22 protein-coding genes are annotated in these 20,217 nt (G+C 62.3%); 17 read left to right on the top strand and 5 right to left on the bottom strand.

What is annotated here, in order from left to right; all coding sequences use genetic code 11:
- Window positions 1–440: 440 nt before the first annotated feature.
- From NKI97_RS28745 to NKI97_RS28725, 5 genes are all read left to right on the top strand, one after another.
- Window positions 441–4,799 (top strand): strawberry notch-like NTP hydrolase domain-containing protein, encoded by a 4,359-nt coding sequence (locus NKI97_RS28745; RefSeq protein ID WP_352837844.1) that lies wholly within the window; start codon window positions 441–443, stop codon window positions 4,797–4,799.
- Entirely contained in the window at window positions 4,799–5,845 is a 1,047-nt protein-coding gene (locus NKI97_RS28740) for a DUF7146 domain-containing protein (protein WP_352748923.1), read from the top strand. The genes NKI97_RS28745 and NKI97_RS28740 overlap by 1 nt, the downstream gene beginning before the upstream one ends.
- Window positions 5,846–6,159: 314 nt before the next feature.
- The gene (locus NKI97_RS28735; RefSeq protein WP_352452161.1) at window positions 6,160–7,095 is read left to right on the top strand and encodes an SLOG family protein; all 936 of its coding nucleotides are present in this window, start codon (window positions 6,160–6,162) and stop codon (window positions 7,093–7,095) included.
- 418 nt (window positions 7,096–7,513) lie between these two features.
- Window positions 7,514–7,753: a hypothetical protein gene (locus tag NKI97_RS28730; RefSeq protein ID WP_352745687.1), complete on the top strand. Its 240-nt coding sequence runs from the start codon at window positions 7,514–7,516 to the stop codon at window positions 7,751–7,753.
- A 195-nt stretch (window positions 7,754–7,948) separates the two neighbouring features.
- Window positions 7,949–8,278 carry a DUF736 domain-containing protein gene (locus tag NKI97_RS28725; protein ID WP_352837842.1) on the top strand — a complete coding sequence of 110 codons (330 nt, stop codon included), beginning with the start codon at window positions 7,949–7,951 and terminating at the stop codon, window positions 8,276–8,278.
- 192 nt (window positions 8,279–8,470) lie between these two features.
- Here the strand turns inward: NKI97_RS28725 and NKI97_RS28720 are convergent, their stop codons facing one another.
- A complete protein-coding gene (locus NKI97_RS28720) occupies window positions 8,471–8,686 on the bottom strand; it encodes a helix-turn-helix domain-containing protein (RefSeq protein ID WP_023674290.1) in 216 nt (71 codons plus the stop codon).
- A gap of 126 nt (window positions 8,687–8,812) precedes the next feature.
- Between NKI97_RS28720 and NKI97_RS28715 the strand changes: the two genes are divergently transcribed.
- The 12 genes from NKI97_RS28715 (at window position 8,813) to NKI97_RS28660 (ending at window position 15,852) form a co-directional block, all read left to right on the top strand.
- Window positions 8,813–9,091 (top strand): DNA -binding domain-containing protein, encoded by a 279-nt coding sequence (locus tag NKI97_RS28715; RefSeq protein WP_023674289.1) that lies wholly within the window; start codon window positions 8,813–8,815, stop codon window positions 9,089–9,091.
- Window positions 9,092–9,260: 169 nt separating this feature from the next.
- Entirely contained in the window at window positions 9,261–9,446 is a 186-nt protein-coding gene (locus NKI97_RS28710) for a transcriptional regulator domain-containing protein (RefSeq protein WP_352452199.1), read from the top strand.
- 46 nt (window positions 9,447–9,492) lie between these two features.
- Window positions 9,493–10,017, top strand: a complete 525-nt coding sequence (locus NKI97_RS28705; protein WP_352452158.1) for a DUF2285 domain-containing protein — start codon at window positions 9,493–9,495, stop codon at window positions 10,015–10,017.
- A 114-nt stretch (window positions 10,018–10,131) separates the two neighbouring features.
- Window positions 10,132–10,422, top strand: coding sequence for a helix-turn-helix transcriptional regulator (locus NKI97_RS28700; protein WP_023674287.1), 291 nt, complete (start codon window positions 10,132–10,134; stop codon window positions 10,420–10,422).
- 17 nt (window positions 10,423–10,439) lie between these two features.
- A complete protein-coding gene (locus tag NKI97_RS28695; RefSeq protein ID WP_352745685.1) occupies window positions 10,440–10,871 on the top strand; it encodes a replication initiator protein A in 432 nt (143 codons plus the stop codon).
- The gene (locus NKI97_RS28690; RefSeq protein WP_352452156.1) at window positions 10,868–11,428 is read left to right on the top strand and encodes a S26 family signal peptidase; all 561 of its coding nucleotides are present in this window, start codon (window positions 10,868–10,870) and stop codon (window positions 11,426–11,428) included. Before NKI97_RS28695 ends, NKI97_RS28690 begins: the two co-directional genes overlap by 4 nt.
- 45 nt (window positions 11,429–11,473) lie before the next feature.
- Window positions 11,474–11,800 carry a DUF736 domain-containing protein gene (locus NKI97_RS28685; protein ID WP_023674284.1) on the top strand — a complete coding sequence of 109 codons (327 nt, stop codon included), beginning with the start codon at window positions 11,474–11,476 and terminating at the stop codon, window positions 11,798–11,800.
- A gap of 262 nt (window positions 11,801–12,062) precedes the next feature.
- Complete coding sequence (locus NKI97_RS28680) at window positions 12,063–12,851, top strand: lytic transglycosylase domain-containing protein (RefSeq protein WP_352452155.1); 789 nt, start codon at window positions 12,063–12,065, stop codon at window positions 12,849–12,851.
- A complete protein-coding gene (locus NKI97_RS28675) occupies window positions 12,848–13,099 on the top strand; it encodes a hypothetical protein (RefSeq protein WP_156937256.1) in 252 nt (83 codons plus the stop codon). The genes NKI97_RS28680 and NKI97_RS28675 overlap by 4 nt, the downstream gene beginning before the upstream one ends.
- Window positions 13,096–14,838: a relaxase/mobilization nuclease domain-containing protein gene (locus NKI97_RS28670; protein WP_352745679.1), complete on the top strand. Its 1,743-nt coding sequence runs from the start codon at window positions 13,096–13,098 to the stop codon at window positions 14,836–14,838. The genes NKI97_RS28675 and NKI97_RS28670 overlap by 4 nt, the downstream gene beginning before the upstream one ends.
- 448 nt (window positions 14,839–15,286) lie before the next feature.
- Entirely contained in the window at window positions 15,287–15,547 is a 261-nt protein-coding gene (locus tag NKI97_RS28665; protein ID WP_352452153.1) for a CopG family ribbon-helix-helix protein, read from the top strand.
- Window positions 15,544–15,852 (top strand): type II toxin-antitoxin system RelE/ParE family toxin, encoded by a 309-nt coding sequence (locus NKI97_RS28660; protein ID WP_352452152.1) that lies wholly within the window; start codon window positions 15,544–15,546, stop codon window positions 15,850–15,852. Before NKI97_RS28665 ends, NKI97_RS28660 begins: the two co-directional genes overlap by 4 nt.
- A gap of 188 nt (window positions 15,853–16,040) precedes the next feature.
- On the opposite strand, the gene NKI97_RS28655 is transcribed toward NKI97_RS28660, so the two are convergent.
- The 4 genes from NKI97_RS28655 to NKI97_RS28640 all read right to left on the bottom strand — a co-directional run bounded on the left by NKI97_RS28655 (window position 16,041) and on the right by NKI97_RS28640 (window position 20,182).
- Window positions 16,041–17,090 (bottom strand): L-idonate 5-dehydrogenase, encoded by a 1,050-nt coding sequence (locus NKI97_RS28655; protein WP_352837839.1) that lies wholly within the window; start codon window positions 17,088–17,090, stop codon window positions 16,041–16,043.
- On the bottom strand, window positions 17,087–18,493 hold the full coding sequence (locus NKI97_RS28650) for a TRAP transporter large permease (protein ID WP_352452150.1): 1,407 nt from the start codon (window positions 18,491–18,493) through the stop codon (window positions 17,087–17,089). The genes NKI97_RS28655 and NKI97_RS28650 overlap by 4 nt, the downstream gene beginning before the upstream one ends.
- A gap of 3 nt (window positions 18,494–18,496) precedes the next feature.
- A complete protein-coding gene (locus NKI97_RS28645) occupies window positions 18,497–19,069 on the bottom strand; it encodes a TRAP transporter small permease (RefSeq protein ID WP_352745671.1) in 573 nt (190 codons plus the stop codon).
- Between the two features lie 138 nt (window positions 19,070–19,207).
- Window positions 19,208–20,182 (bottom strand): sialic acid TRAP transporter substrate-binding protein SiaP, encoded by a 975-nt coding sequence (locus NKI97_RS28640; protein WP_502894239.1) that lies wholly within the window; start codon window positions 20,180–20,182, stop codon window positions 19,208–19,210.
- Window positions 20,183–20,217 lie beyond the last annotated feature (35 nt).

Below are 20,217 nucleotides of genomic sequence, written 5' to 3'. Positions count from 1 at the left end.
CGCCTCATGTTATAACCCCCCCGCGCCCCCCACGTGGCGCATATTAACCCCCCCCACCCCCACTGGCCCCTTAAATACCCCCCCGCGCGCGCCGGGCCGCGGCCCCCCCCGCGCCCTTTCCTACCCCTGCCGGGCGCTCACTTTCTCGCACACGGGCAAAGCCAATTGGCCGCTTCTGCCGCGTCCTTCTCGGTCGGCGGCTGCTGCCCCGCCGTCCCCACTGCCTGCCAAGATATCGCCCCCGGGCTGCCAACCGCGTTGCCGCTGTCGTCGTTGGGCTGACACCGGGTAGCGGCGCAGCGCCTGGATCGAAGAAGGATCGTTATCGGCAAGACCGCAGTCCAGAGGGGAGAGGCCGGCCAAGGCGGATTTGAGCCGGATTGGTCGAGAGAGAGGGCCGCCCGGTTCATTCCCGTTCCGCTCTCCTCGAGGTTTTCTCCATGCTTGATGTTTCTTCGAAGACTGCCGCTCCGGCAGTGCCGCTTCCGCTTGTCTCATCCCCGGCTGTCGAACCAGCTGCCGCCATCCACAGCGCGGCGCAGTTTCTTCTGCCCCATCTCGAACGCGGTCAGCGCGTCGACGCCTCGAGCCTTCGCTCGGCCATGGAAGCTGCCTTCGGTGCCTCCGATGCGTCCGGCGCATGGGACTGGAAATCAGCCTATGACGCTTGCGAAGTCGCGACGGTGCTGTTCCTGCGCAAATACGGAAAGTCGCTTTTCCGCAAAGCCGGTTCTGCGGCCGCTGCACTTCCGATGCTGGACAAGATTGCCGGCCTGTTCCCAACTCACACGCGCCGCTCCGAAGAGACCGAAGCGCTTCAGCAGTTCAGCACCCCCATTCCGCTCGGTCTGGCGGCCGTGACTGCCGCGGCAATCACCCCTGCCGACCGCGTGCTTGAGCCCTCCGCCGGCACCGGGTTACTTGCTATTTTGGCCGAGATCAGCGGCAGCACGTTGCTGCTCAACGAACTGGCCGAGGCCCGCGCCGGGCTTCTCTCATTGCTCTTTCCGGCTATCCCCGTCACTCGCTTCAACGCAGCGCAGATCGATGATTATCTCAATCCCGGCATTGTGCCGAGCGTCGTGCTGATGAACCCGCCGTTCTCGGTTCTGGCCAATGTCTCGGGTCGCGTGTCCGACGCTGCCTATCGTCACGTCGCCTCTGCGCTGGCCCGGCTCGCCGAGGGCGGGCGGCTTGTCGCAATCACTGGCGCAAATTTTTCCCCAGAGCTGCCCATCTGGCGCGAGTCCTTCGTCAGGCTCCAGGAGCGCGGTCGCGTGGTGTTCACCGCCGCGATCGACGGCGCCGTCTACGCCAGGCATGGCACCACCGTCGAGACCCGGCTGACCGTCATCGACAAACTGCCGGCCGACAATCCAGGCAGCTTTCCAGCATCAGCCGGCACGGCGCCCGATGTCGCCACACTGATCGCCAGGATTGGCGAGCACGTTCCCGCACGGCTGCCGGTCAGCGCTTCGACTTTTGCGCCCGCCGTCAAGGCACTGGGGCCCACAGCCCGCACCGTGCGCGGTGATCTCGCCAGATCCGCGGCTTCCTCTCCGGTGCGCAGCCTCGCCGAGCCGGAAGGCGCCGAGCTTGCTTACGAGACTTTGGACTGGAGGCCTGCCGAAAGTAGGCACATCACCGATGGCATCTATGAGGAGTACGGGTTGCAGGCGATCCGCATTCCGGGCGCCCATCCGCATCCGACCAAGCTGGTTCAATCGGCGGCGATGGCATCCGTTGCTCCGCCGAAGCCGAGCTACCGGCCGATTCTTCCTGCCAAGGTTGTCAGCGACGGCCTCTTGTCCGACGCGCAGCTAGAAACAGTCATCTATGCCGGCGAGGCCCATTCGGAGTTCCTCGCCGGTTCCTGGATGGTGGACGAGACCTTCGATCTTGTCTCTGCCGCGCGCGACGATGCCGCGCACGCCGTGCGATTCCGCCGGGGCTTCATGCTCGGCGACGGGACGGGCGCCGGCAAGGGCCGCCAGTCGGCCGGCATCATCCTGGATAGTTGGATGCAGGGCCGCCGCAAGGCGGTGTGGATCTCCAAATCCGACAAGCTGATCGAAGACGCCCAGCGCGACTGGTCTGCTCTCGGCATGGAGCGCCTGCTGGTCACGCCGCTGTCGCGGTTCCCGCAGGGCAAGGCCATCCGCCTCGATCAAGGGGTCCTATTCACCACCTACGCCACGCTGCGCTCCGACGAACGCGGTGAGAAGGTCTCGCGCGTGCGGCAGATCGTCGAATGGTTGGGCACCGAATTCGACGGAGTGATCATTTTCGACGAGAGCCACGCCATGCAGAACGCCGCAGGCGGCAAGGGAGAACGCGGCGACGTCGCCGCCTCACAGCAGGGACGCGCCGGGCTCCGCCTCCAAAACGCCCTGCCGAACGCCCGCGTCGTCTATGTCTCGGCGACGGGCGCAACCACCGTCCACAACCTCGCCTACGCGCAGCGTTTGGGCCTGTGGGGTGGTGAGGATTTGCCCTTCGCGACCAGGGCCGAATTTGTCGAGACGATCGAGGCCGGCGGCGTTGCCGCCATGGAAGTGCTGGCCCGAGACCTTCGCGCACTCGGTCTCTACACGGCCCGATCGCTCTCGTACGATGGTGTCGAATACGAGCTGGTCGAGCACCAGCTTACCTCCGAGCAGACCCGCATCTACGACGCCTATGCCGGAGCGTTTAGCGTCATTCATAACAATCTCGACGCCGCAATGCGGGCCGCCAACGTCACAGGCGAGACCGGGACACTGAACCGTCAGGCAAAGTCGGCTGCACGTTCGGCTTTCGAGAGCACGAAACAGCGCTTCTTCGGGCATTTGCTCACCGGCATGAAGACGCCGACCCTGATACGCTCGATCGAGCGCGATCTCCATCAAGGCCATGCCGCCGTCATCCAGATCGTCTCGACCGGCGAGGCACTGATGGAACGGCGCCTCGCGGAAATTCCAACCGAGGAATGGAACGACGTTCGCGTCGACATCACGCCGCGCGAATATGTCCTCTCGTATCTGCAGCATTCCTTCCCCGTGCAACTCTACGAGCCGTTCACCGACAGCGAAGGCAATTTGTCGTCACGTCCGGTCTATCGCGACGGCCAGCCCGTCGAGAGCCGCGAAGCGGTCGCCCGCCGCGATCGCCTCATCGAGCAACTCGCTTCACTGGCCCCCGTCCCGGGGGCACTCGATCAGATCGTACAGCGCTTCGGCACCGACCTCGTAGCGGAAGTGACAGGCCGGTCGCGCCGCGTCGTTCGCAAGACCAGCACTCGAGGCATCGATCGCCTTGTCGTCGAAAACCGCGCCGGATCGGCCAATTTCGCCGAGGCACAGGCATTCATGGATGACTGTAAGCGCATATTGGTGTTTTCCGACGCCGGTGGCACTGGCCGCAGCTATCACGCTGATCTCACTGCGAAGAACCGCCGCCTTCGAGTTCACTATCTGCTTGAGCCGGGCTGGAGGGCCGATGCCGCCATCCAGGGCTTGGGGCGCACCAACCGCACGAACCAGGCGCAGCCGCCGCTGTTCCGGCCGGTTGCGACCGATGTGAAGGCTGAGAAGCGCTTTCTCTCGACGATAGCCCGGCGGCTCGACACATTGGGCGCCATTACGCGCGGCCAGCGCCAGACCGGCGGTCAGGGCCTATTTCGCCCTGAGGACAATCTGGAGTCGCACTATGCCCGCGACGCGCTGCGGCAGCTTTACCTGCTGCTGGTTCGCGGCAAGGTGGACGGCTGCTCACTCCAGATGTTCGAGGAAGCGACCGGCCTCACACTGACGGAGTCCACCGGCATCAAGGACGAGCTGCCACCGATCACGACCTTCCTCAATCGGCTGCTGGCGCTTACCATCGCACTTCAAACCGTCCTGTTTACAGCCTTCGAACAATTGCTAAATGCGAAAATCGAGGGCGCCATTGCCTCCGGTGCCTACGACATCGGCTTGGAAACACTGCGTGCCGAGAGCTTCGTCGTCACCGAGCGACGCGTCATCCATGTCCATGCGGCCACCGGTGCGGAAACGCGACTGCTGACCATCGCCCAGCGCAAGCGCAATCGACCCGTTTCACTTGCCGATGCCCTTGCCCAGCTTCACGATCCCCGCGCGAAGCTCCTGGTCAACAACCGATCCGGCCGCGCCGCCGTACAGGTGCCAGCGCCCGCACTCATGCTCGACAACGGCGAGATCGAATGGCGCGTCCGGCTGATCCGGCCGATGGAGCACCATCAGGCCTCATTGAAGATGATGGCGGAGAGCCACTGGGTTGAGGCTGAGCAGGCTGCGTTCGCTGACGCCTGGAGTGCCGAGACGGCTGACGTGCCCGAGTTCACGGACAGCACTATCCATGTCGTTGCCGGCATGCTGCTGCCGATCTGGAAGCGTCTGCCTAGGGAATTCTCACGTGTGTACCGGCTCCAGACTGACGATGGCGAGCGCATCATCGGTCGTCAGGTCCCGCCAGCATGGATCGCGGGCGCACTGGCAACAAGCTCGCCTTCGATCACAGCCAGTGATGCTTTCGTTGCGCTACTGGGCGGTCGAACGATCCTCGACCTCGCTGATGGTCTGCAGCTTCGGCGCAGCCGCCTCATGGGCGTTAGCCGAATCGAGCTGACGGGCTTCAACGACACAATGCGCGACCGTCTTTCGGCTTACGGCCTCTTCCGAGAGATCATCTCCTGGAAGCTGCGCATGTTCGTGCCCGCCGACGCATCTGGACCCGCAATTCTGGGCAAGTTGCTGAAGGGCTATCCAGTCCAGCGCATCGACACGCGGGAGGGTGCGTGATGGCCCGCCACGATGCGTCAGAACTGGCGCACCGCCTCGGCCAGCAGGCTGAGGCGGTTTGTCGCTACTATCTTTCGAACGGGCATCGCGAGGGCCGCTACTGGCTTGTCGGCGATGTGCAAAACACGCCGGGCCGCTCAATGTTCGTGCGTCTCGTCGGGTCAGCGAACGGAAAAGGAGCAGCCGGCAAGTGGGCCGATGCGGCGACTGGCGAGCATGGCGACCTTCTAGACGTCATCCGCGAAAGCCGCGGCTTCAGCAACTTCAAGGACGTTGCGAATGAAGCAATGACATTTCTCGGCTTGCCGCATCCCGAACCAGAGCAGATTTCTCCCCGGCCGAAATCGGTAGACACGCCATCCGGATCATCGGAGGCAGCGCGTCGGCTGTTTGCGATGTCGCAGCCGATTGCGGGTACGGTCGTAGAGGCGTATCTGCGCAACCGCAGTATTACCGCTTTGCACGGGACCGGAAGCCTGCGTTTTCACCCGCGCTGCTACTACCGGCCCGACGAACACGCGCCGACTGAGACCTGGCCGGCGATGATCGCTTCCGTCACCGATCTCGACGGCCATTTGACTGGCGCACATCGCACCTGGCTTGATCCTTCCGGCAGGGGCAAGGCATCGGTCGGTACGCCGAGGCGCGCGATGGGCGATCTTCTCGGTCACGCGGTTCGCTTTGGCCTGCCGGGCGACGTCATGGCGGGCGGCGAAGGCATCGAGACCGTCTTGTCGCTTCGGTGCATCCTGCCCGATATGGCTATGGCAGCGGCACTTTCGGCCGCCCATCTTGCTGCCATGCTGTTCCCCCTCACGCTGAGACGGCTCTACATCGTGCGCGACGCCGATCCAGCCGGTAACGGCGCGCGTGACACCTTGATCGAAAGAGCGAATGCTGCCGGGATCGAGCCGGTCGTGCTCTCGCCGGCACTTGGGGACCTCAACGAAGATCTCTGTACGCTAGGCGTGGATGCCGTTCGAGCAGCAGTCCGTGTTCAGCTCGCCCCGCAGGACATCACCCGTTTCATGGCAGTGGCGGGATAACTCGGAACGAAACAATCTGTCCGCTGTCGCTTGCATCGCTTGGATGCTCCTGAAGTCGGAGAGAACCGCGCCTGCGGGCCTTCGAGAGGGCGATCGGCCAGCAAACGACCCGGACCCGCAATGTCTTCGGCCGACTATTTTCCGGCGCGCTCCCCAAGGGAGCGCTTTCCATCGCGAAGCAAAATAGCCGGCCTTCACCCTCCTCCGCTGACACTCCGGCCCTTCGCTTCGCTGCGGGTGCAGGTCCGTCCCGTCCGCCGGCTTCCGTCGCCATGAAGGCCGCGAGGGTCGCGGTCCAACCGGCGGAGCATCCAATGAGCGAGCATGACGACTACGAACCACAGCACTCGTCTTCACCCATCGACCACGTCCTCACCGAACTCCAGCTCTATGGCTACCGACCCTTCGCGGATGAGCCTGATCCTCGACCGCTTCCAGAGGGCCACTGCGTCGCCGGCGCGATCGCCGACATCTTCGACGCCCTCATCGTGGCACTGCAAGACACTCGCCTCGAGCCCGATCTCGACGATCTTCTGTGGTCGACCGTCAACATCTTTCACCGCGCCGCAGATCGGATCGAGCGCGAACTCGACCACAACGAGCAGGCGCAACGCCGCAGCCAGCGTGAGCAGGACGGCAGCGAAGTGAAATCCGTCGAGCTGGAACGCCTGACGGCCGAAGGGCAGACGCTGATCGAACGCCAAAGCGCCTTCGAACTGATGCGTGATCAGGCCGCGGATCACTACGAGCGCCACACCGGATCGAGTTGGCGACCGCGCAGCGGATCGATGGTCAACCACCGCAACATGACCTCTGCGCTGATCGACAGCCGCGACTTTCTCAGCGCCAAGAAACGCGCCTCGCAGGAAGTCCTTCTGCCACCTGGCCCGAAAATCGCCTTCACCGCTGGGCTCGACTTCAATGACCACCAGCTGATCTGGGCCAAGCTCGACCAGGTCCACGCCAGGCATCCCGACATGGTCTTGATGCATGGGAAATCGCCGAAGGGTGGCGAAAAGATCGCCTCCTGTTGGGCAGACCACCGCAAGGTACCCCAAATCGGCTTTGCCCCTGATTGGACAAAGCATGCCAAAGCCGCCCCGTTCAAGCGCAATGACGCAATGCTGGAGGTACTGCCAATAGGCGTCATCGTCTTTCCCGGGACCGGAATTCAGGACAATCTTGCAGACAAGGCAAAGAAGCTCGGCATCCCAGTCCTCGACTTCCGCCCCAAGGGAGGCGGCGCGTAAGCGCTGCCCGCCCCTACCTTTTTTCGATTGTACGATACGGCCGCGGTCGGGCAGCGCATACTGTATTTGCAGCTCGCTGGAGTGCTTGGCCCGGGATGCCGTATCTCCGGCTCCCGGCGCCGCCCGTCTTTTGCGATACTCAAGTCCGCGCGCTCTAGCAAAGGCGCGCGACGCCGTCACGCTTGCCGTCAACGTTTCAGCTGCGTCGCAGCTGGCATCACAGCTGCGAATAACGACGCCCGTTCAACCGAACAGGGCTGGATCTGGGCGAACTCACAGAACAACCGGCGTGGGCAGGATGCTTTTTTCTGACCGGCCGTCACATTGTTAGCGTTGTCGCTGACACGGCATCGCGCGACGCACAGTTCGAATCCACCACGGCGTGCCGTCTCGTTCCAAAGATAGCGGATATCCGGTGATGCACGTCAGCCGTGACTTTGACCATCACGTGCGTGTCTTAAGCGCGGTGCCGACAACAGCTTGCGACTTCGCGATGCCTGTACAGAGGAGCATCGACGCCGGTGATCGTCGTAGCCGGGATTTCGCCAGCGACGGTATCGCCAGGTTCTCCGTTGATGTCTCTATCTGGTGGGCCGCTCCAAACGGCCTCTTTAATGGGCTGATCTGGCCGAAGGTCGGCTGCGCCTCGATCGCCTAAGCCGCAATGGCGCCGATCGACTTTCTTCCCCTGCCGGCTGCGCCGTCATTCCTCGCCAAACAACAAAGTCGCTTGGCTGCCATCCTCCGCTGGCGCTGCGGTCGCAAGCGATGCGGCGTCGATCGCCTCCGGCCCGCCGATCGCCATCGAGGCCGCAATGGTGCGGGCTCGAAACAGAGTTCAAGGAGAAAACTCATGGCGATAATCGGAACCTTCAAGAGGACCGGCAACAACGAGTTCACCGGCGAAATCGTCACTCTCTCGCTCCAGACCAAGAACGTCCGGGTCGTGCCCGAGACCAACCGCTCTGGCGACAGCGCCCCCAGCCACCGTGTCTTCGTCGGGTGGGTCGAGATCGGCGCCGCATGGTCCAAGCGCTCCAATGACGGCCGCGACTATCTCGGCGTGAAGCTGGACGATCCGAGCTTCGCTGCTCCGATCTACGCCAACCTCTTCAACGATGAAGAAGGCGAAGGCTACAGCCTCATCTGGTCGCGCCCCAACGGCCGCCGCAACGCGGAGTAAGGCCCCGACCAAGGCTCCGCCCGGACGAACAGGGCGGGGCCGTCCTCCTTTTCACGACAAGATGAGCGCAGTCGCTGCGCAACCAGCTCCGTCGGACTTGGGGCGACTACCTGTCGTGTTCGCGACTGGAGACTTCATTCCTGCATGTTGCCTCGCCGATCATCGAAAATTCGCGGTGTTTCCCGCGTCAACTCACGGTGCCGATTTTCTGATCAACTCGCATGGGTCCACATTCAGCGCAGTTGCGATCCTCCCAAGAACACTGATGCTGGCCGACACCCGAGCGCGCTCGATCGATCCGACGTAACGCATGCTCAGTCCAGAGCGGGCGGCCAGTTCCTCCTGCGTCACGTTCTGGTCATGGCGCAGACGACGCATGTTGGCCGCCATGATCTCCTTGAGATTCATGACGGATTAGGGACCAGAAAGGGAACTATCGTTCTAGGAATGATCGTTCCTATTCGCTATGATTGGTGCTCGATCTAAAGGACGGCTCCTTCGAGATCGCGATCGAAATATGAACGGTCAAATACCATGCTTAAACCGCTGCTCGATCCTGATGTCGCCGACATTGCGCCGGATGCCCCGGTCCTGACCGGCTATGACGAGGAGCGTCTGCTCACCTACATTCGCCTCCTTGACGCGGCAGCGGAAGATGCCGATTGGCGAGAGGTGGCCAGGATCGTCTTGCATATAGACCCGGAGCAGGAGCCGGAACGAGCGTTCCGGTCCTGGGAGACCCATCTTGCCCGCGCGCGATGGATGACGACCAGCGGCTACCGATATCTTCTCGCTGGCGGCGCTCCGCACTGACGCGGGCCGGCGCTCCACTTTGCTGAGTCAGCATAATGGTTTGCCGACTCTCCAACTATTCAACTTCCTTATCCGCCGGGAATGTTGATGCCGACGCCTCACATCCGGGTACGCGGAGAGGACAGGAACAGTGCAAGGCGATTGGACCGATCCGGCGGCGTATGCACACATGTGCAGCTACCAGGCTACGGAGTTCGCTGCCGAGTATCTGATCCGGAATGACGAATTCGTGGCAGAGTGCAGCCAGCTTGCATCGCAACTCGCTGGTTCTGGAGAACCTGCCGGTCAGCCCGATCTCGCCGCCCGTTGGGGCGCGCGATTTCAAAACTGCCGGTGCCGGACTTCCGAAAGCTGACAATATCATCTGGACGGAACAGGCCTCGCCGCGCGTGCTCCGGGTCATGCGGGTATCTGCATCCCATCAAACAGTTCGACCTTCCAGCCTTGCCGGAGCCAGCGTTTGGCCGCAGGACGAAGGCCTTCACATTATTTGGTCTACCTTAATTGGGAAAAGTCATCTCGTCGCTGATGACCGCGCAGGTGAATTCAACGCTATCCTTCTGCCGCTCGATGCTGCATTCGAGACGCGGCTCGATGCAGCGCGCCGGTTCTGGCGCGCACTGAACGGCCGGGCAGCCAGTCCATCTTACGGCGCGCTGCCGCAACAGACCAAGACCAGGCATATCCTCAATTTACGCGCACATGATGGTCACCGCACGGGTGCAACCTATCGTCAGCTCGCGGAGGTGCTGTTTTCGCAAGAGCCGATTGTGCCGCGAGATTGGCGTGATCATCACCTCCGCCACAAGGTCCGAGCTATCTTACGCCGTGCAGCTTTTTTAGTCGCCGGCGGCTATCGCGATCTTCTCTTCTACCCCCACAACCGCAGCGAAAAGTCCGGCCGCCGAAGTCCTTCTTCGGGGTAGCAAAAACGCGCCCCCCAATCTTTGCCCTCCCTCGCCTTTCCTCATTTCGATCATGGTCCACTTCGCGCGTCCCGGCAGGCCAGGACGACAGCAGAACCGAATGGAGATCGAGCGATGTCGAAGGGTCCCGCGGACGCGCCCCAAAAGTATTTGCGCACGAAGGAGGCAGCACCCATCGTCGGGCTCTGCGCCCGCACACTCGAAAAGCACCGGACCTACGGCACCGGCCCAAAATACCGAAAGGTCGGCGGGCGCGTTCTCTACGACATCAACGACCTGCACGCCTGGATAGAGCTGGGCGCACGCACCTCCACCAGCGATGCCAACGCGACCTATGTTCCGCCGGCAAAACCCCATGCAGCCCGCGCGCCCGCCTATGTCGGCAGGCGCGACCGCAGCTCCTGATCTGTGGCGCACCGAAAATGCAGTATCGCGAGACCGTTCAGCAGCAATTTGCGCTGCCTCATGTCCCCTCATCCGGCTTCCCTCCACCCGGCACGCGGGACGTCGTGGCGTGGCAGCTCGTCTTGTTGGTGAAATCCCGCCACCTGACACCGATCCACTCTCATGCGCGCGAAGAATCGACCTGCGTTGAGGCGGCAGGTGTGCACGGCATGGCAACGATTTGGAACGCTGCCATCCTGGTCTGGGCTGCGTCGCAAACCATCCACGCGCAAGCCAGGAGATTGCAACCGCGCCGCCTGGTAGCGGCGAAACAGCAGCAAACCCTGACCTTCATGTCGCCGCGTAAACGGCGGCACGTCCACAGCCGGATAGCCGCACGCGAGCAGCCGAGTCCATACACGGCCAAGCGTCGTAAAACTTGCCTGCTGCGCCCCGGGATCGGGTCATGAGCAAGCGCACAAAGATCATCGCCACGATGGTTGGCGGCGTAGTGCTCGCCGCGGCGCCGGCATGGATTAGCCATCCGCCGCTGTCCATCTGGAATGCATCGGCGAGCATCCCCGTCGGGCTCTATCGCGTCCAGCCGGCCGACAAAATCGGTATTGCCAATATCGCCGTCATCATGCCGCCCGAGCCATTGGCGGCCTTCATGGCAAGACGCGGGTATCTGCCGAAAAATGTGCCGCTCCTGAAGCGTATTTTGGCACTCGGGGGCGCAACCGTCTGTCGCCAAGGCACAACCATCATCGTCAACGGCAAGACGTATGGACATGCGCGCGAGCGTGACAGGCGCGGTCGAGCCCTGCCCATCTGGCAGGGCTGCCGCGACATTGCCGAGGCCGACGTCTTCCTTATGAACCCGGGTGCAGCCGACAGTTTTGACAGCCGCTATTTCGGCCCGCTCCCGCTCTCATCGATCGTTGGCCGTGCGGTTCCCGTCTGGACCACGGAGCGCACCACTCCGGTGCTGGATATCACCAACGATCCCCTTGCTAGCGAGCCGTGACGGCTCGGCTCGGCGCGCACTAACACCCATGAAAGGAGCACTGCAATGACCCAGATCGGAACCTTCACGCGCAATGATGACGGCTTCTTCGGCAATCTCTCCACGCTAACAATCGAGGCGAAGATTGCCATTCTGCCTGCCGAGAAATCCAAAACCGAAAACGCGCCCGACCATCTGATCTATTGCGAAGGGATGGCGGTCGGTGCGGCTTGGGACCGCGCCGGAGACAAGGCTGGGGATTACCTCTCCGTCTCAATTGACGACCCGTCCTTTACGCAGCCGATCCGCGCCAAGCTGTTCCGGTCCGATGCAGAGAACAGCGTCTGGAGCCTGCACTGGAACCGATCATCGAAGCGCGACGGGCGAGGCTGAACAGATGCTTCTGGAGCCCTTCGACGAATCTTTCTCGGCAACCCTTTTGATCCATTGCGCGCCGGTCAAACCCTTCGACCCGACCGCCCGCGACGCAGCCCAGAGGGGGCCTGACACTTGCTTGTGGTTGCGGACGCCGATTTCATCACAGTTTTGGCAAAGCCGGTTCGATCGGCGAGCCCCTGCCCTTAACGGAAGCGAACACCGTCGCAGGCTGGCGGCGCATCGGTTCTGCGGTCTGCGGGATGCAGCCCACAGAGGCATGACGACGTTTGCCGCATGTGTCATGCTTGGCTTCGTGGCGCCCGAAACTGGTGCAGCGGCTTCCTCTCATGGTGAACGGCCGGCGCACTCCGAGTCGACGATCTTGTCGGCTGGCCCGTGGTCGCGGCATATTCGAGAAGCGTCAAAACGCTTCGCCATTCCAGAGCGGTTGCTGCGCGGCGTCATGCATGTTGAGAGCGTCGGCGATGTTCGTGCGCTTTCAAGCAAGGGCGCAATGGGCTTGATGCAGATCATGCCGGCGACGTGGGAAGAACTGCGCATCAAATACCGTCTCGGTGACGATCCCTATCAACCGCGTGACAACATTCTTGCAGGTGCAGCATATCTTCGCGAAATGCTCGACAGCTTCGGGCGCAGCGGCTTTCTTGCCGCTTACAATGCCGGTCCTGGTCGGTACACCGAACATCTCTTAACCGGCCGTCCGCTGCCACGCGAGACGGTCGACTACGTCAGGAAACTCGCGCCGCTGCTCGATGGTGCAGTTCTCAGTCCGCGGCGCGCGCGGCAAGGAAGGGGCAGAGCCAGCTCGCTCCGTGCAACGATCTTTGCGCATCCCCATGACATTCGGAACGCCACTGCATCGGATGGCAATGGTTATGGCGAGACGATCTTTGCGGCGATTCATTCGTCCGCAATGGGGTCGCCAATGGGCAATCCTGTTGCGGACCTGACCGCGATCGAGCCACGGCCGAGTGAAACCGATTTCCAATCGAACCACGCTGTTTCCGGCCTATTCGCTCAACCCTCTTTAGCCATATCGCGATGATCGCCACGTTCCTCCTCAATTGCATTCCGGCCTGTTCCGTCGCGGAAATTGCGGCGGAAGGGTTGGCTGTGGATGAGAACAGAGAGATTGGCAGGATAAAGGGCCGCGAGGTGCGGCTCGGTTCGGCCGATTGTTTTCCTTACGATTTTCGTCTCATTTCGCAATGTGCTGGCACAATCAGCGATGTGCGCTATTCCCAATTTTTCAGTCTTTCAATGGAAACCGCACCTCGTGGCCGTCTAGCATGAAGCGTGACGATAGCTTTCGCGTCCGCCCCGGTCGCATCCGCTCCCGCGCCGGCCAGCGCGCACGACCCTTCATCTTCCAGGCTCTTGCGGCCACACAGCGCGCCGGCGGGCACCTTACACGCGAGGGTCGGATCACCTCCCCGCGAGCTTCAACGTTTGGCCGCGGCAGGTCAGCGAGCATCCGCGCCAGTCGCCTCATCTCTGACAGCTCACGCGGCGCCGTCGTCAAGACCCGTGTGGTACGGCAGTTCAGAGGGTCTGCGCCACTCGCCACCCATCTCAAATATCTTCGCCGCGAAGGTGTTACACGTGACGGTGAGAAGGCGAGGATGTTCGGTCCCGACACCAAAGATGCAGATCATGACGCCTTCTGCGACCGCTGCAAGGATGATCGGCATCACTTCCGTTTCATCGTTTCGCCGGAGGATGCAATGGAGCTCGGCGACCTCAAGAACTTCGCTTGTGACCTGATGGTCGACATGGAGCGCGACCTCGGCACGAAGCTCGACTGGATAGCCGTCGATCACTGGAACACCGAACATCCGCACGTTCACATCCTCGTTCGCGGCGTTGCCGACGATGGCGAGAGCCTTGTCATCTCGCGCGACTACATCCGCCAGGGCATGCGCGATCGGGCGAGCGACATTCTCACCCAGACGCTTGGGCTCCGCACGGACCTCGACATCCGCCAGGCCATCGAGCACCAGGTCGACACTGAGCGCTGGACGCAGCTCGATCGCCAGCTTGTTCGTGACGCCGACCGTCATGGTATCATTGATCTCGCGCCACACCCTGATCGCCGGCCCGACGAGTTCCTGGGGCTAAAAGTCGGCCGGCTGCGGCAACTGGAAAGCCTGGGCCTCGCGAACGAGATCCGTCCCGGCCAGTGGATGGTGGTCGAAGAGGCCGAGGCCACTTTGCGCACCCTCGGTGAACGCGGCGACATCATCAAGCGCATGCACCGCAGCCTCACTGTGCATGGGCTAGAAAAAGGGACGGCCGACTATGTGCTGGCCGCCGAAAAGATTGATGCGCCCGTGATCGGCCGACTGCTCGAACGCGGCCTTGATGACGAACGGCGCGGCGCGGCCTATGCCATCGTCGATGGCATTGATGGACGCACGCACCACATTCGCTTCCATGACCCTGATGCGGCCGGAGACTCCGACCCGGGCTCGGTCGTGGAGTTGTGCCGCGATGCGAGTGCAAATGGCGGTGGCCGGGTCACGCTCGCGGTCCGCTCCGACCTCTCAATCGAACAGCAGGTCCATGCTTCCGGCGCGACTTGGCTCGATCGCCAACTCGTTGCACGCGAGCCTGCCGAATTCGGTGACGGCGGCTTTGGCAGGGACGTAAGACAGGCACTGCAAGATCGGGTCGACCACCTTGTCAGCCGCGATCTGGCCAGGCGCGAGGGACAGCGCGTCATTCTTGTGCGCAATCTGATCGATACTCTACACGATCATGAGGTGGAATCGCTCGGTGCCCGCCTCGCCGCCGAGACGGGCCTCTCATTCACGAAGGCTGCCAACGGCGATCATGTGGCTGGGATTTACCGGCGGCGTTTCTCGCTGGCTTCAGGCCGGCTCGCGATGATCGACAATGGGCTCGAATTCAAGCTCGTGCCCTGGTCGCCGTCGCTCGAAAAGCGATTGGGTAATCAAGTCATCGGGGTCGTGTGCTCGGATACGGGGGGCGTGGATTGGAACCTGGGAAAGAAGCGCGGCATCGGGCTATGAAGGTTACAGGCGTATGCTCTGATGCTGGGAAGCCAGCACGGTCGCACATTCTATTTGTACCCGCACAGTGAAGCGCCGATTGCCTGGCAAAAAACAGGGACTTTGCGCATCCTCGATTCAGTCTGGCGCCCGCGATCGCGGCACTGGCGCTGTTTGCCTTCGTCTATCATTGGAACAGCTATCTGTGGCCGCTGACAGTTTTGCAGGGCAATGCAGAGGATTATCCGATCGTCATTAGCCTCAGCCGCCTGCTCAGCTACAACAGAGGCGCCCTCAATACAGGACTTGTCATGGCCGGCGCCACGCTCGCCGTGCTGCCGCCATTGATGCTCTTCGCCTTCCTGCAGCGCTTCTTCGTGGATTCGATCGTCGGCTCGGCGGTCAAGGGATAATGGACCAGCGCGGCGCTCTGTGCTAAGGTGTACACAGATCAACACAGGACACCGCTATGGCCGCTAGCACCACTATGACAATTCGCGTCAGTCCCGATGTAAAGGAAAAGCTCGACCGGATCGCAACCGACACCCGGCGTAGCAAGTCGTTCCTCGCAGGTGAAGCCGTCGCAGCGTATGTCGATCGCGAGCTTGAAATCATTGAAGGTATCAAGCGCGGCCTTGCTGATGTCGAAGCTGGGCGCATCGTGTCTCATGATAAGGCTATGGCAGAAATTTATGCTGCGATTGATGCCGGCACGGGCCGCAAGGTGTGACGCGAGCCGTTCAGTGGTCTCGCGGTGAGCTGGACGACATCAAGGAACAGATCGCCTATATCTCGCAGGATAATCCGCGCGCTGCGCGCCTGGTAGCAGACCGGATTCTGGACGCAGGGGCCGCGCTTGGGGAAATGGCAACCGGGCGACCCGGCCGTGTATCCGGCACCTATGAAAAGCCTGTGAGTCGCCTGCCCTACATCATCGCTTATGCCGTGACCGCCAAGGGCGGCCGGGAAAGCATTTCAATTTTGGGGGGGATCCACGCAGCGCGCGGTTGGCAGGACGAGGAATGGCCGAACTGAGCGAAATCTCGCGACGAAGGGGCTTTAATCGCGAGCGGATTTGCTGCCAACAATTTTGACAGCAAGCTGCCGGGTATTGCTCCCGAGTTTAACCGGAGACCTGGGTGGGAGCATATACGTCGAGCACGTTCTGAGTTTCGTCCGTTCGCAATGAGTTATGGCTACTAACGATCTGGCAAAACCACGATTCAGTCGGCGGTCAGCACGACCTTGACACTCTGTGAACGGTCGGCGGCAAGACGGAACGCGTCTGGGGCGGCGGAAAGCGTGCGCTCCGCCGTCACCAGCTTGAGGACATCCACCTCCCCCGAAACGATGAGATCGACCGCCCGGCCGAACTCCGTGCCGAAGCGGAAGGTGCCTTTGAGGTCGATCTCCTTGGCCATCACCGCATTGGCAGGCAGCGGGATCTGGCCACCGGGAAGATTGCCGACCTGGACCACCGTGCCGCCGCGCCGGACACTGGCGATCGCCGCGGCAAGGCCGGCGGCGGTGCCTGAAATCTCGAACGCCACATCAAGCGAACCGCCGGCAGCAAGCGCCTGGAGCTCGGCGTCGCCGCTGGAAAGGTCGATCGTCCTGTCGGCGCCAAGCCGGCGGGCGAAGGCGAGCGGAGCGGCGGCGATATCGGCGACCGTAAGCTCAGCGCAGCCGGCAAGCCTGGCCGCGAGCATGGCCAAGAGACCGATGGGGCCGGCACCGAACAGGATGACGTTGCGGCCCCTGATGTCGCCCGCCCGCGCGATGGCGTGCAGGCTGACCGCCAGCGGCTCGGCAAGTGCGGCCGCCTGGTAGGCCACATCAAATGGAACCTTGAAACATTGCGCGGGCGTGGGGTCGAACAGGCTGGCGAAGCCGCCCTGCATATGCGGCGTCTTCGATGCCGAACCCATGAAATAGATGTTTTCGCAGAGATTGGCGCGGCCTTCCAGGCATCGCGCGCAATGCCCACACCAGCGCGACGGATTGACCGCGACGTGGTCGCCGACGCCCAGACCGGGCGCGGCGCCGTTGATCTCGACGATTTCGCCTGAGATTTCGTGGCCGAGGACAAGCGGCGAAGTGACGACGAAGTCGCCGGTACGGGCATGGCGGAAATAATGCAGGTCGGAGCCGCAGATGCCCCCTGCCCCAAAGCGCACCCGCACCATACCTGGTGCCAGCGGTTCAAGCGGACGCTCCACGACGCGCAGGTCCTGCGGGCCGAACAGCGTCGCGGCAATCACCTGGCCGCTCACCGGATCAAGCCCATCTCGGTCGGCAGCCAAAGCGTGATGGCGGGTATGAAGGTGATCAGAAGCAGCGCCACGATAAGCGGCACCAGCCACGGCAGGATCGCCATGGTGGTGCGTTCGACCGAGAGTTTGGCGACGCGCGACAGCACAAAGAGCACCATGCCGAGCGGCGGGTGCAAAAGCCCAATCATCAGGTTGAGCGTCATGATCAGACCGAAATGCACCGGGTTGATGCCGTAGACGGCGGCGACCGGCAGCAGGATCGGCACCAGAATGGTGATCGCGGCGATCGTATCGAGGAAGCAGCCGACCACCAGCATCAGGATGTTGACCAGGATCAGGAAGACCCACTTGTTTTCGGTGAGCGCGAAAATGAAGTTCGAAAACAGCTGTGCTGCCTGGCTGACGGTGAGCAGCCAGGCGAAGATCGATGCGGCGGTAACGATGAACAGCACCGAGGCGGTCGTTTCGATCGTGTCGAAGCTGGCCTTGGCAAGCAAACGCAGCGTCATCGTGCGGTAGCGCACCAGCCCGAGGAAAAGCGACCAGATCACGGCCGCCATCGCCGCCTCGGTCGGCGTGAACCAGCCCATCGTCATGCCGCCAATCAGGATGACCGGCGTCATCAGCGCCATGACCGCGGAGAAATCGAAATACCAGTCCGCCGCGATCAGCACCAGCAGCGCGATGCCGACCGCGATGTTGATCGACAGGCCAAGCTGCACAAGCACGTAACAGCCAATCGGAAAGGCAGCCACCACCAGCACCTCGCCCGCCGCTTCGGCCAGCCGCCGAAGCTCGAAAGGCGTGTCGGAACCCCAGCCGCGACTGTAGGCAAAGATGGCAACCGTAATCATCATCAGCACGGTCATGACCACGCCGGGCAGGATGCCGGCCATGAACAGGGCACCGATCGAGACATTGGCCATCATGCCGTAGATGACGAAGGGCAGCGAGGGCGGAAAGATCGGCCCGAGCGTGGCGGAAGCGGCGGTGACGCCAACCGCGGCGTCGATGGGATAGCCGTGGTCCTTCATCGCCTTGATCTCGATGGTGCCGATACCGGCGGCGTCGGCGAGCGCGGTGCCCGACATGCCGGAAAAGATCACCGATCCGATGATGTTGACCTGCGCCAGGCCGCCCTTCATCCAGCCGACCAGGGCAAGGGCAAAGGAATAGATGCGCCCGGTGACGCCGGCGATGTTCATGAGGTTGCCGGCCAGAATGAAGAAGGGCACGGCGAGCAGTGGAAAGCTCTCCACCCCGGCGATCATGCGCTGGGCCGCGATGATATCGGGCGCGACGCCGTAGATGACGAGGTATAGGATCGACGCGGCCGCCATCGAAACGGCGACCGGCACGCCGATGAGCATCAGGACAAGAAAGCCCCCGACCAGAAGCAGCATCGCTCAGACCCCCGCCGTCTCGAACGCACCAGGACGCTCGAGCACCGAATAGCCGCGCCGGTAATTGCCGATGAAGACCTGGATCGAGCGCAGAAGCATCAGCACGAACCCGGCCAGTACGGCGTAGAAGAACCAGCGCCGCGGCAGGTTGACGGTGACCATGCGCTCATGCGCCACGATCGTGACGTAGCGCCACATCAGCCATGTTCCGTAGGCGAAGAATGCGATGCGGACAATATCGACGGCGAGCGCCAGCCAGCGGCCGACACGCTCCGGCAGATAGTGGTAAAGCACGTCGACATGGATATGGCGCGAAAGGCGCACGCACATGGCGGCACCGAGAAAGACAACGACGACAAGCGCGTTGATGGCGATCTCCTCGGTCCAGGCAAAGCTGTTGTTCAGCGCATAGCGGGTGAAGAACTGCAGGAAGACACAGACGACCATGCCCCAGAACACGGCAAGCGTGACCCAATCCTCGATACCGTGGTCCGACAGGTCGACGTCGACCGGCACCTCCTCGAAGGCGTGCGCGATCTCTTCGACGGTGATCTCGGTGTGGTGTTCCTCGGCCATTGGCGCGGGCTCCCGAAGCTGGTGGGTCGTCAAGGATTGGAAGGGCCGTCCGGCGCAATTTGAAGCCGGACGGATGGGCAAGTGGCGAATCCGATTGCCGCCCTATTCTCTTGGTTGAGCATCCGATTTCCCGATGCCCTACTTGATGGCGCGGATCGCTTCCCAATCGGCCTTGTTGTAGCCGAACTCCTCGAAGGTGACCTTCTCCAGCACATTCTTCTCGAAGTCGGCACGGTCGACATCGGTTACGGTGATGCCGCGGTCCTTGAATACCTGCACCAGTTCCTTTTCGCGGGCGACGATCTTCGCCGTGGCGCGGGCGGCGGCCTCCTGCATCACCTCGGTGAAGATCTTCTTGTCCTCGTCGGAAAGCGAGGCCCAGCGCGACGCCGATATGATGGTGTTGAGATGATCGACGATATGGCCAGTCAGCACGATGTTCTTCTGCACCTCGTAGAATTTCTTCGCCTCGATGGTGGTCAGCGGGTTCTCCTGGGCCTCGACCGTGCCGTTCTGCAGGGCCAGGTAGACCTCAGCGAAGGCGATCGGCGCGGTGTTGGCGCCGCAGGCACGCGGCATGGCCAGATAGGCGGGCACGTCGGGAACGCGCATCTTCAGGCCCTGCATGTCGGAGCATTTGGCGATCGGACGGTTCGAGGTGGTCTGCCGCGTCCCGTAATAGGTGGTGGCGACGATATGATTGCCGGTCTTGTCCTCATAGCCCTTGGTCAGGGCCTTGTAGACGTCGCTCTTGGTGTATTTCAGCAGATGGTCGGCATCGCGGAAAGTGTATGGGAAATAGGTGACGCCGATCGGTGGATATTCGCGCGCCGCGAAGCTCGATCCGGAAATGATGATATCGACGGTGCCGAGCATCAGGCCCTGGTTGATGTCTGCTTCCTTGCCAAGCTGCGAGGCCGGATAGACGTCGATGGCGTAGCGGCCCTGGGTGCGCTTCTTGATCTCGTCGGCAGCCCACACGGATTCGGTGTGGAAGGGCTCCGTCGTCTCGTAGACATGTGCCCATTTCAGGACCGTTTCCGCCGAGGCCGACGCCATGGGTATGGCAATTGCGGCGATCGCACCGAGCAGAACTGCGTATTTTCTCAGCATCTAATTCCTCCCTGGTTGAACTTGACGGCCGGATC

Source organism: Mesorhizobium sp. M0296 (assembly GCF_040321675.1).
Classification (GTDB): Bacteria; Pseudomonadota; Alphaproteobacteria; order Rhizobiales; family Rhizobiaceae; genus Mesorhizobium.
This window is presented reverse-complemented; position numbering and strand designations above follow the sequence as displayed.

Excerpts from the sequence above, each read along its gene's own strand:
- NKI97_RS28670 (WP_352745679.1), top strand. The coding sequence starts at position 13,096 with ATGAAGCGTGACGATAGCTTTCGCGTCCGCCCCGGTCGCATCCGCTCC.
- NKI97_RS28715 (WP_023674289.1), top strand. The coding sequence starts at position 8,813 with ATGCTTAAACCGCTGCTCGATCCTGATGTCGCCGACATTGCGCCGGAT.
- NKI97_RS28740 (WP_352748923.1), top strand. The coding sequence starts at position 4,799 with ATGGCCCGCCACGATGCGTCAGAACTGGCGCACCGCCTCGGCCAGCAG.
- NKI97_RS28735 (WP_352452161.1), top strand. The coding sequence starts at position 6,160 with ATGAGCGAGCATGACGACTACGAACCACAGCACTCGTCTTCACCCATC.
- NKI97_RS28745 (WP_352837844.1), top strand. The coding sequence starts at position 441 with ATGCTTGATGTTTCTTCGAAGACTGCCGCTCCGGCAGTGCCGCTTCCG.
- NKI97_RS28720 (WP_023674290.1), bottom strand. The coding sequence starts at position 8,686 with ATGAATCTCAAGGAGATCATGGCGGCCAACATGCGTCGTCTGCGCCAT.
- NKI97_RS28725 (WP_352837842.1), top strand. The coding sequence starts at position 7,949 with ATGGCGATAATCGGAACCTTCAAGAGGACCGGCAACAACGAGTTCACC.
- NKI97_RS28685 (WP_023674284.1), top strand. The coding sequence starts at position 11,474 with ATGACCCAGATCGGAACCTTCACGCGCAATGATGACGGCTTCTTCGGC.
- NKI97_RS28695 (WP_352745685.1), top strand. The coding sequence starts at position 10,440 with ATGCAGTATCGCGAGACCGTTCAGCAGCAATTTGCGCTGCCTCATGTC.
- NKI97_RS28710 (WP_352452199.1), top strand. The coding sequence starts at position 9,261 with ATGTGCAGCTACCAGGCTACGGAGTTCGCTGCCGAGTATCTGATCCGG.
- NKI97_RS28665 (WP_352452153.1), top strand. The coding sequence starts at position 15,287 with ATGGCCGCTAGCACCACTATGACAATTCGCGTCAGTCCCGATGTAAAG.
- NKI97_RS28700 (WP_023674287.1), top strand. The coding sequence starts at position 10,132 with ATGTCGAAGGGTCCCGCGGACGCGCCCCAAAAGTATTTGCGCACGAAG.
- NKI97_RS28645 (WP_352745671.1), bottom strand. The coding sequence starts at position 19,069 with ATGGCCGAGGAACACCACACCGAGATCACCGTCGAAGAGATCGCGCAC.
- NKI97_RS28640 (WP_502894239.1), bottom strand. The coding sequence starts at position 20,182 with ATGCTGAGAAAATACGCAGTTCTGCTCGGTGCGATCGCCGCAATTGCC.
- NKI97_RS28675 (WP_156937256.1), top strand. The coding sequence starts at position 12,848 with ATGATCGCCACGTTCCTCCTCAATTGCATTCCGGCCTGTTCCGTCGCG.
- NKI97_RS28690 (WP_352452156.1), top strand. The coding sequence starts at position 10,868 with ATGAGCAAGCGCACAAAGATCATCGCCACGATGGTTGGCGGCGTAGTG.
- NKI97_RS28705 (WP_352452158.1), top strand. The coding sequence starts at position 9,493 with ATGCGGGTATCTGCATCCCATCAAACAGTTCGACCTTCCAGCCTTGCC.
- NKI97_RS28680 (WP_352452155.1), top strand. The coding sequence starts at position 12,063 with ATGACGACGTTTGCCGCATGTGTCATGCTTGGCTTCGTGGCGCCCGAA.
- NKI97_RS28650 (WP_352452150.1), bottom strand. The coding sequence starts at position 18,493 with ATGCTGCTTCTGGTCGGGGGCTTTCTTGTCCTGATGCTCATCGGCGTG.
- NKI97_RS28730 (WP_352745687.1), top strand. The coding sequence starts at position 7,514 with ATGCACGTCAGCCGTGACTTTGACCATCACGTGCGTGTCTTAAGCGCG.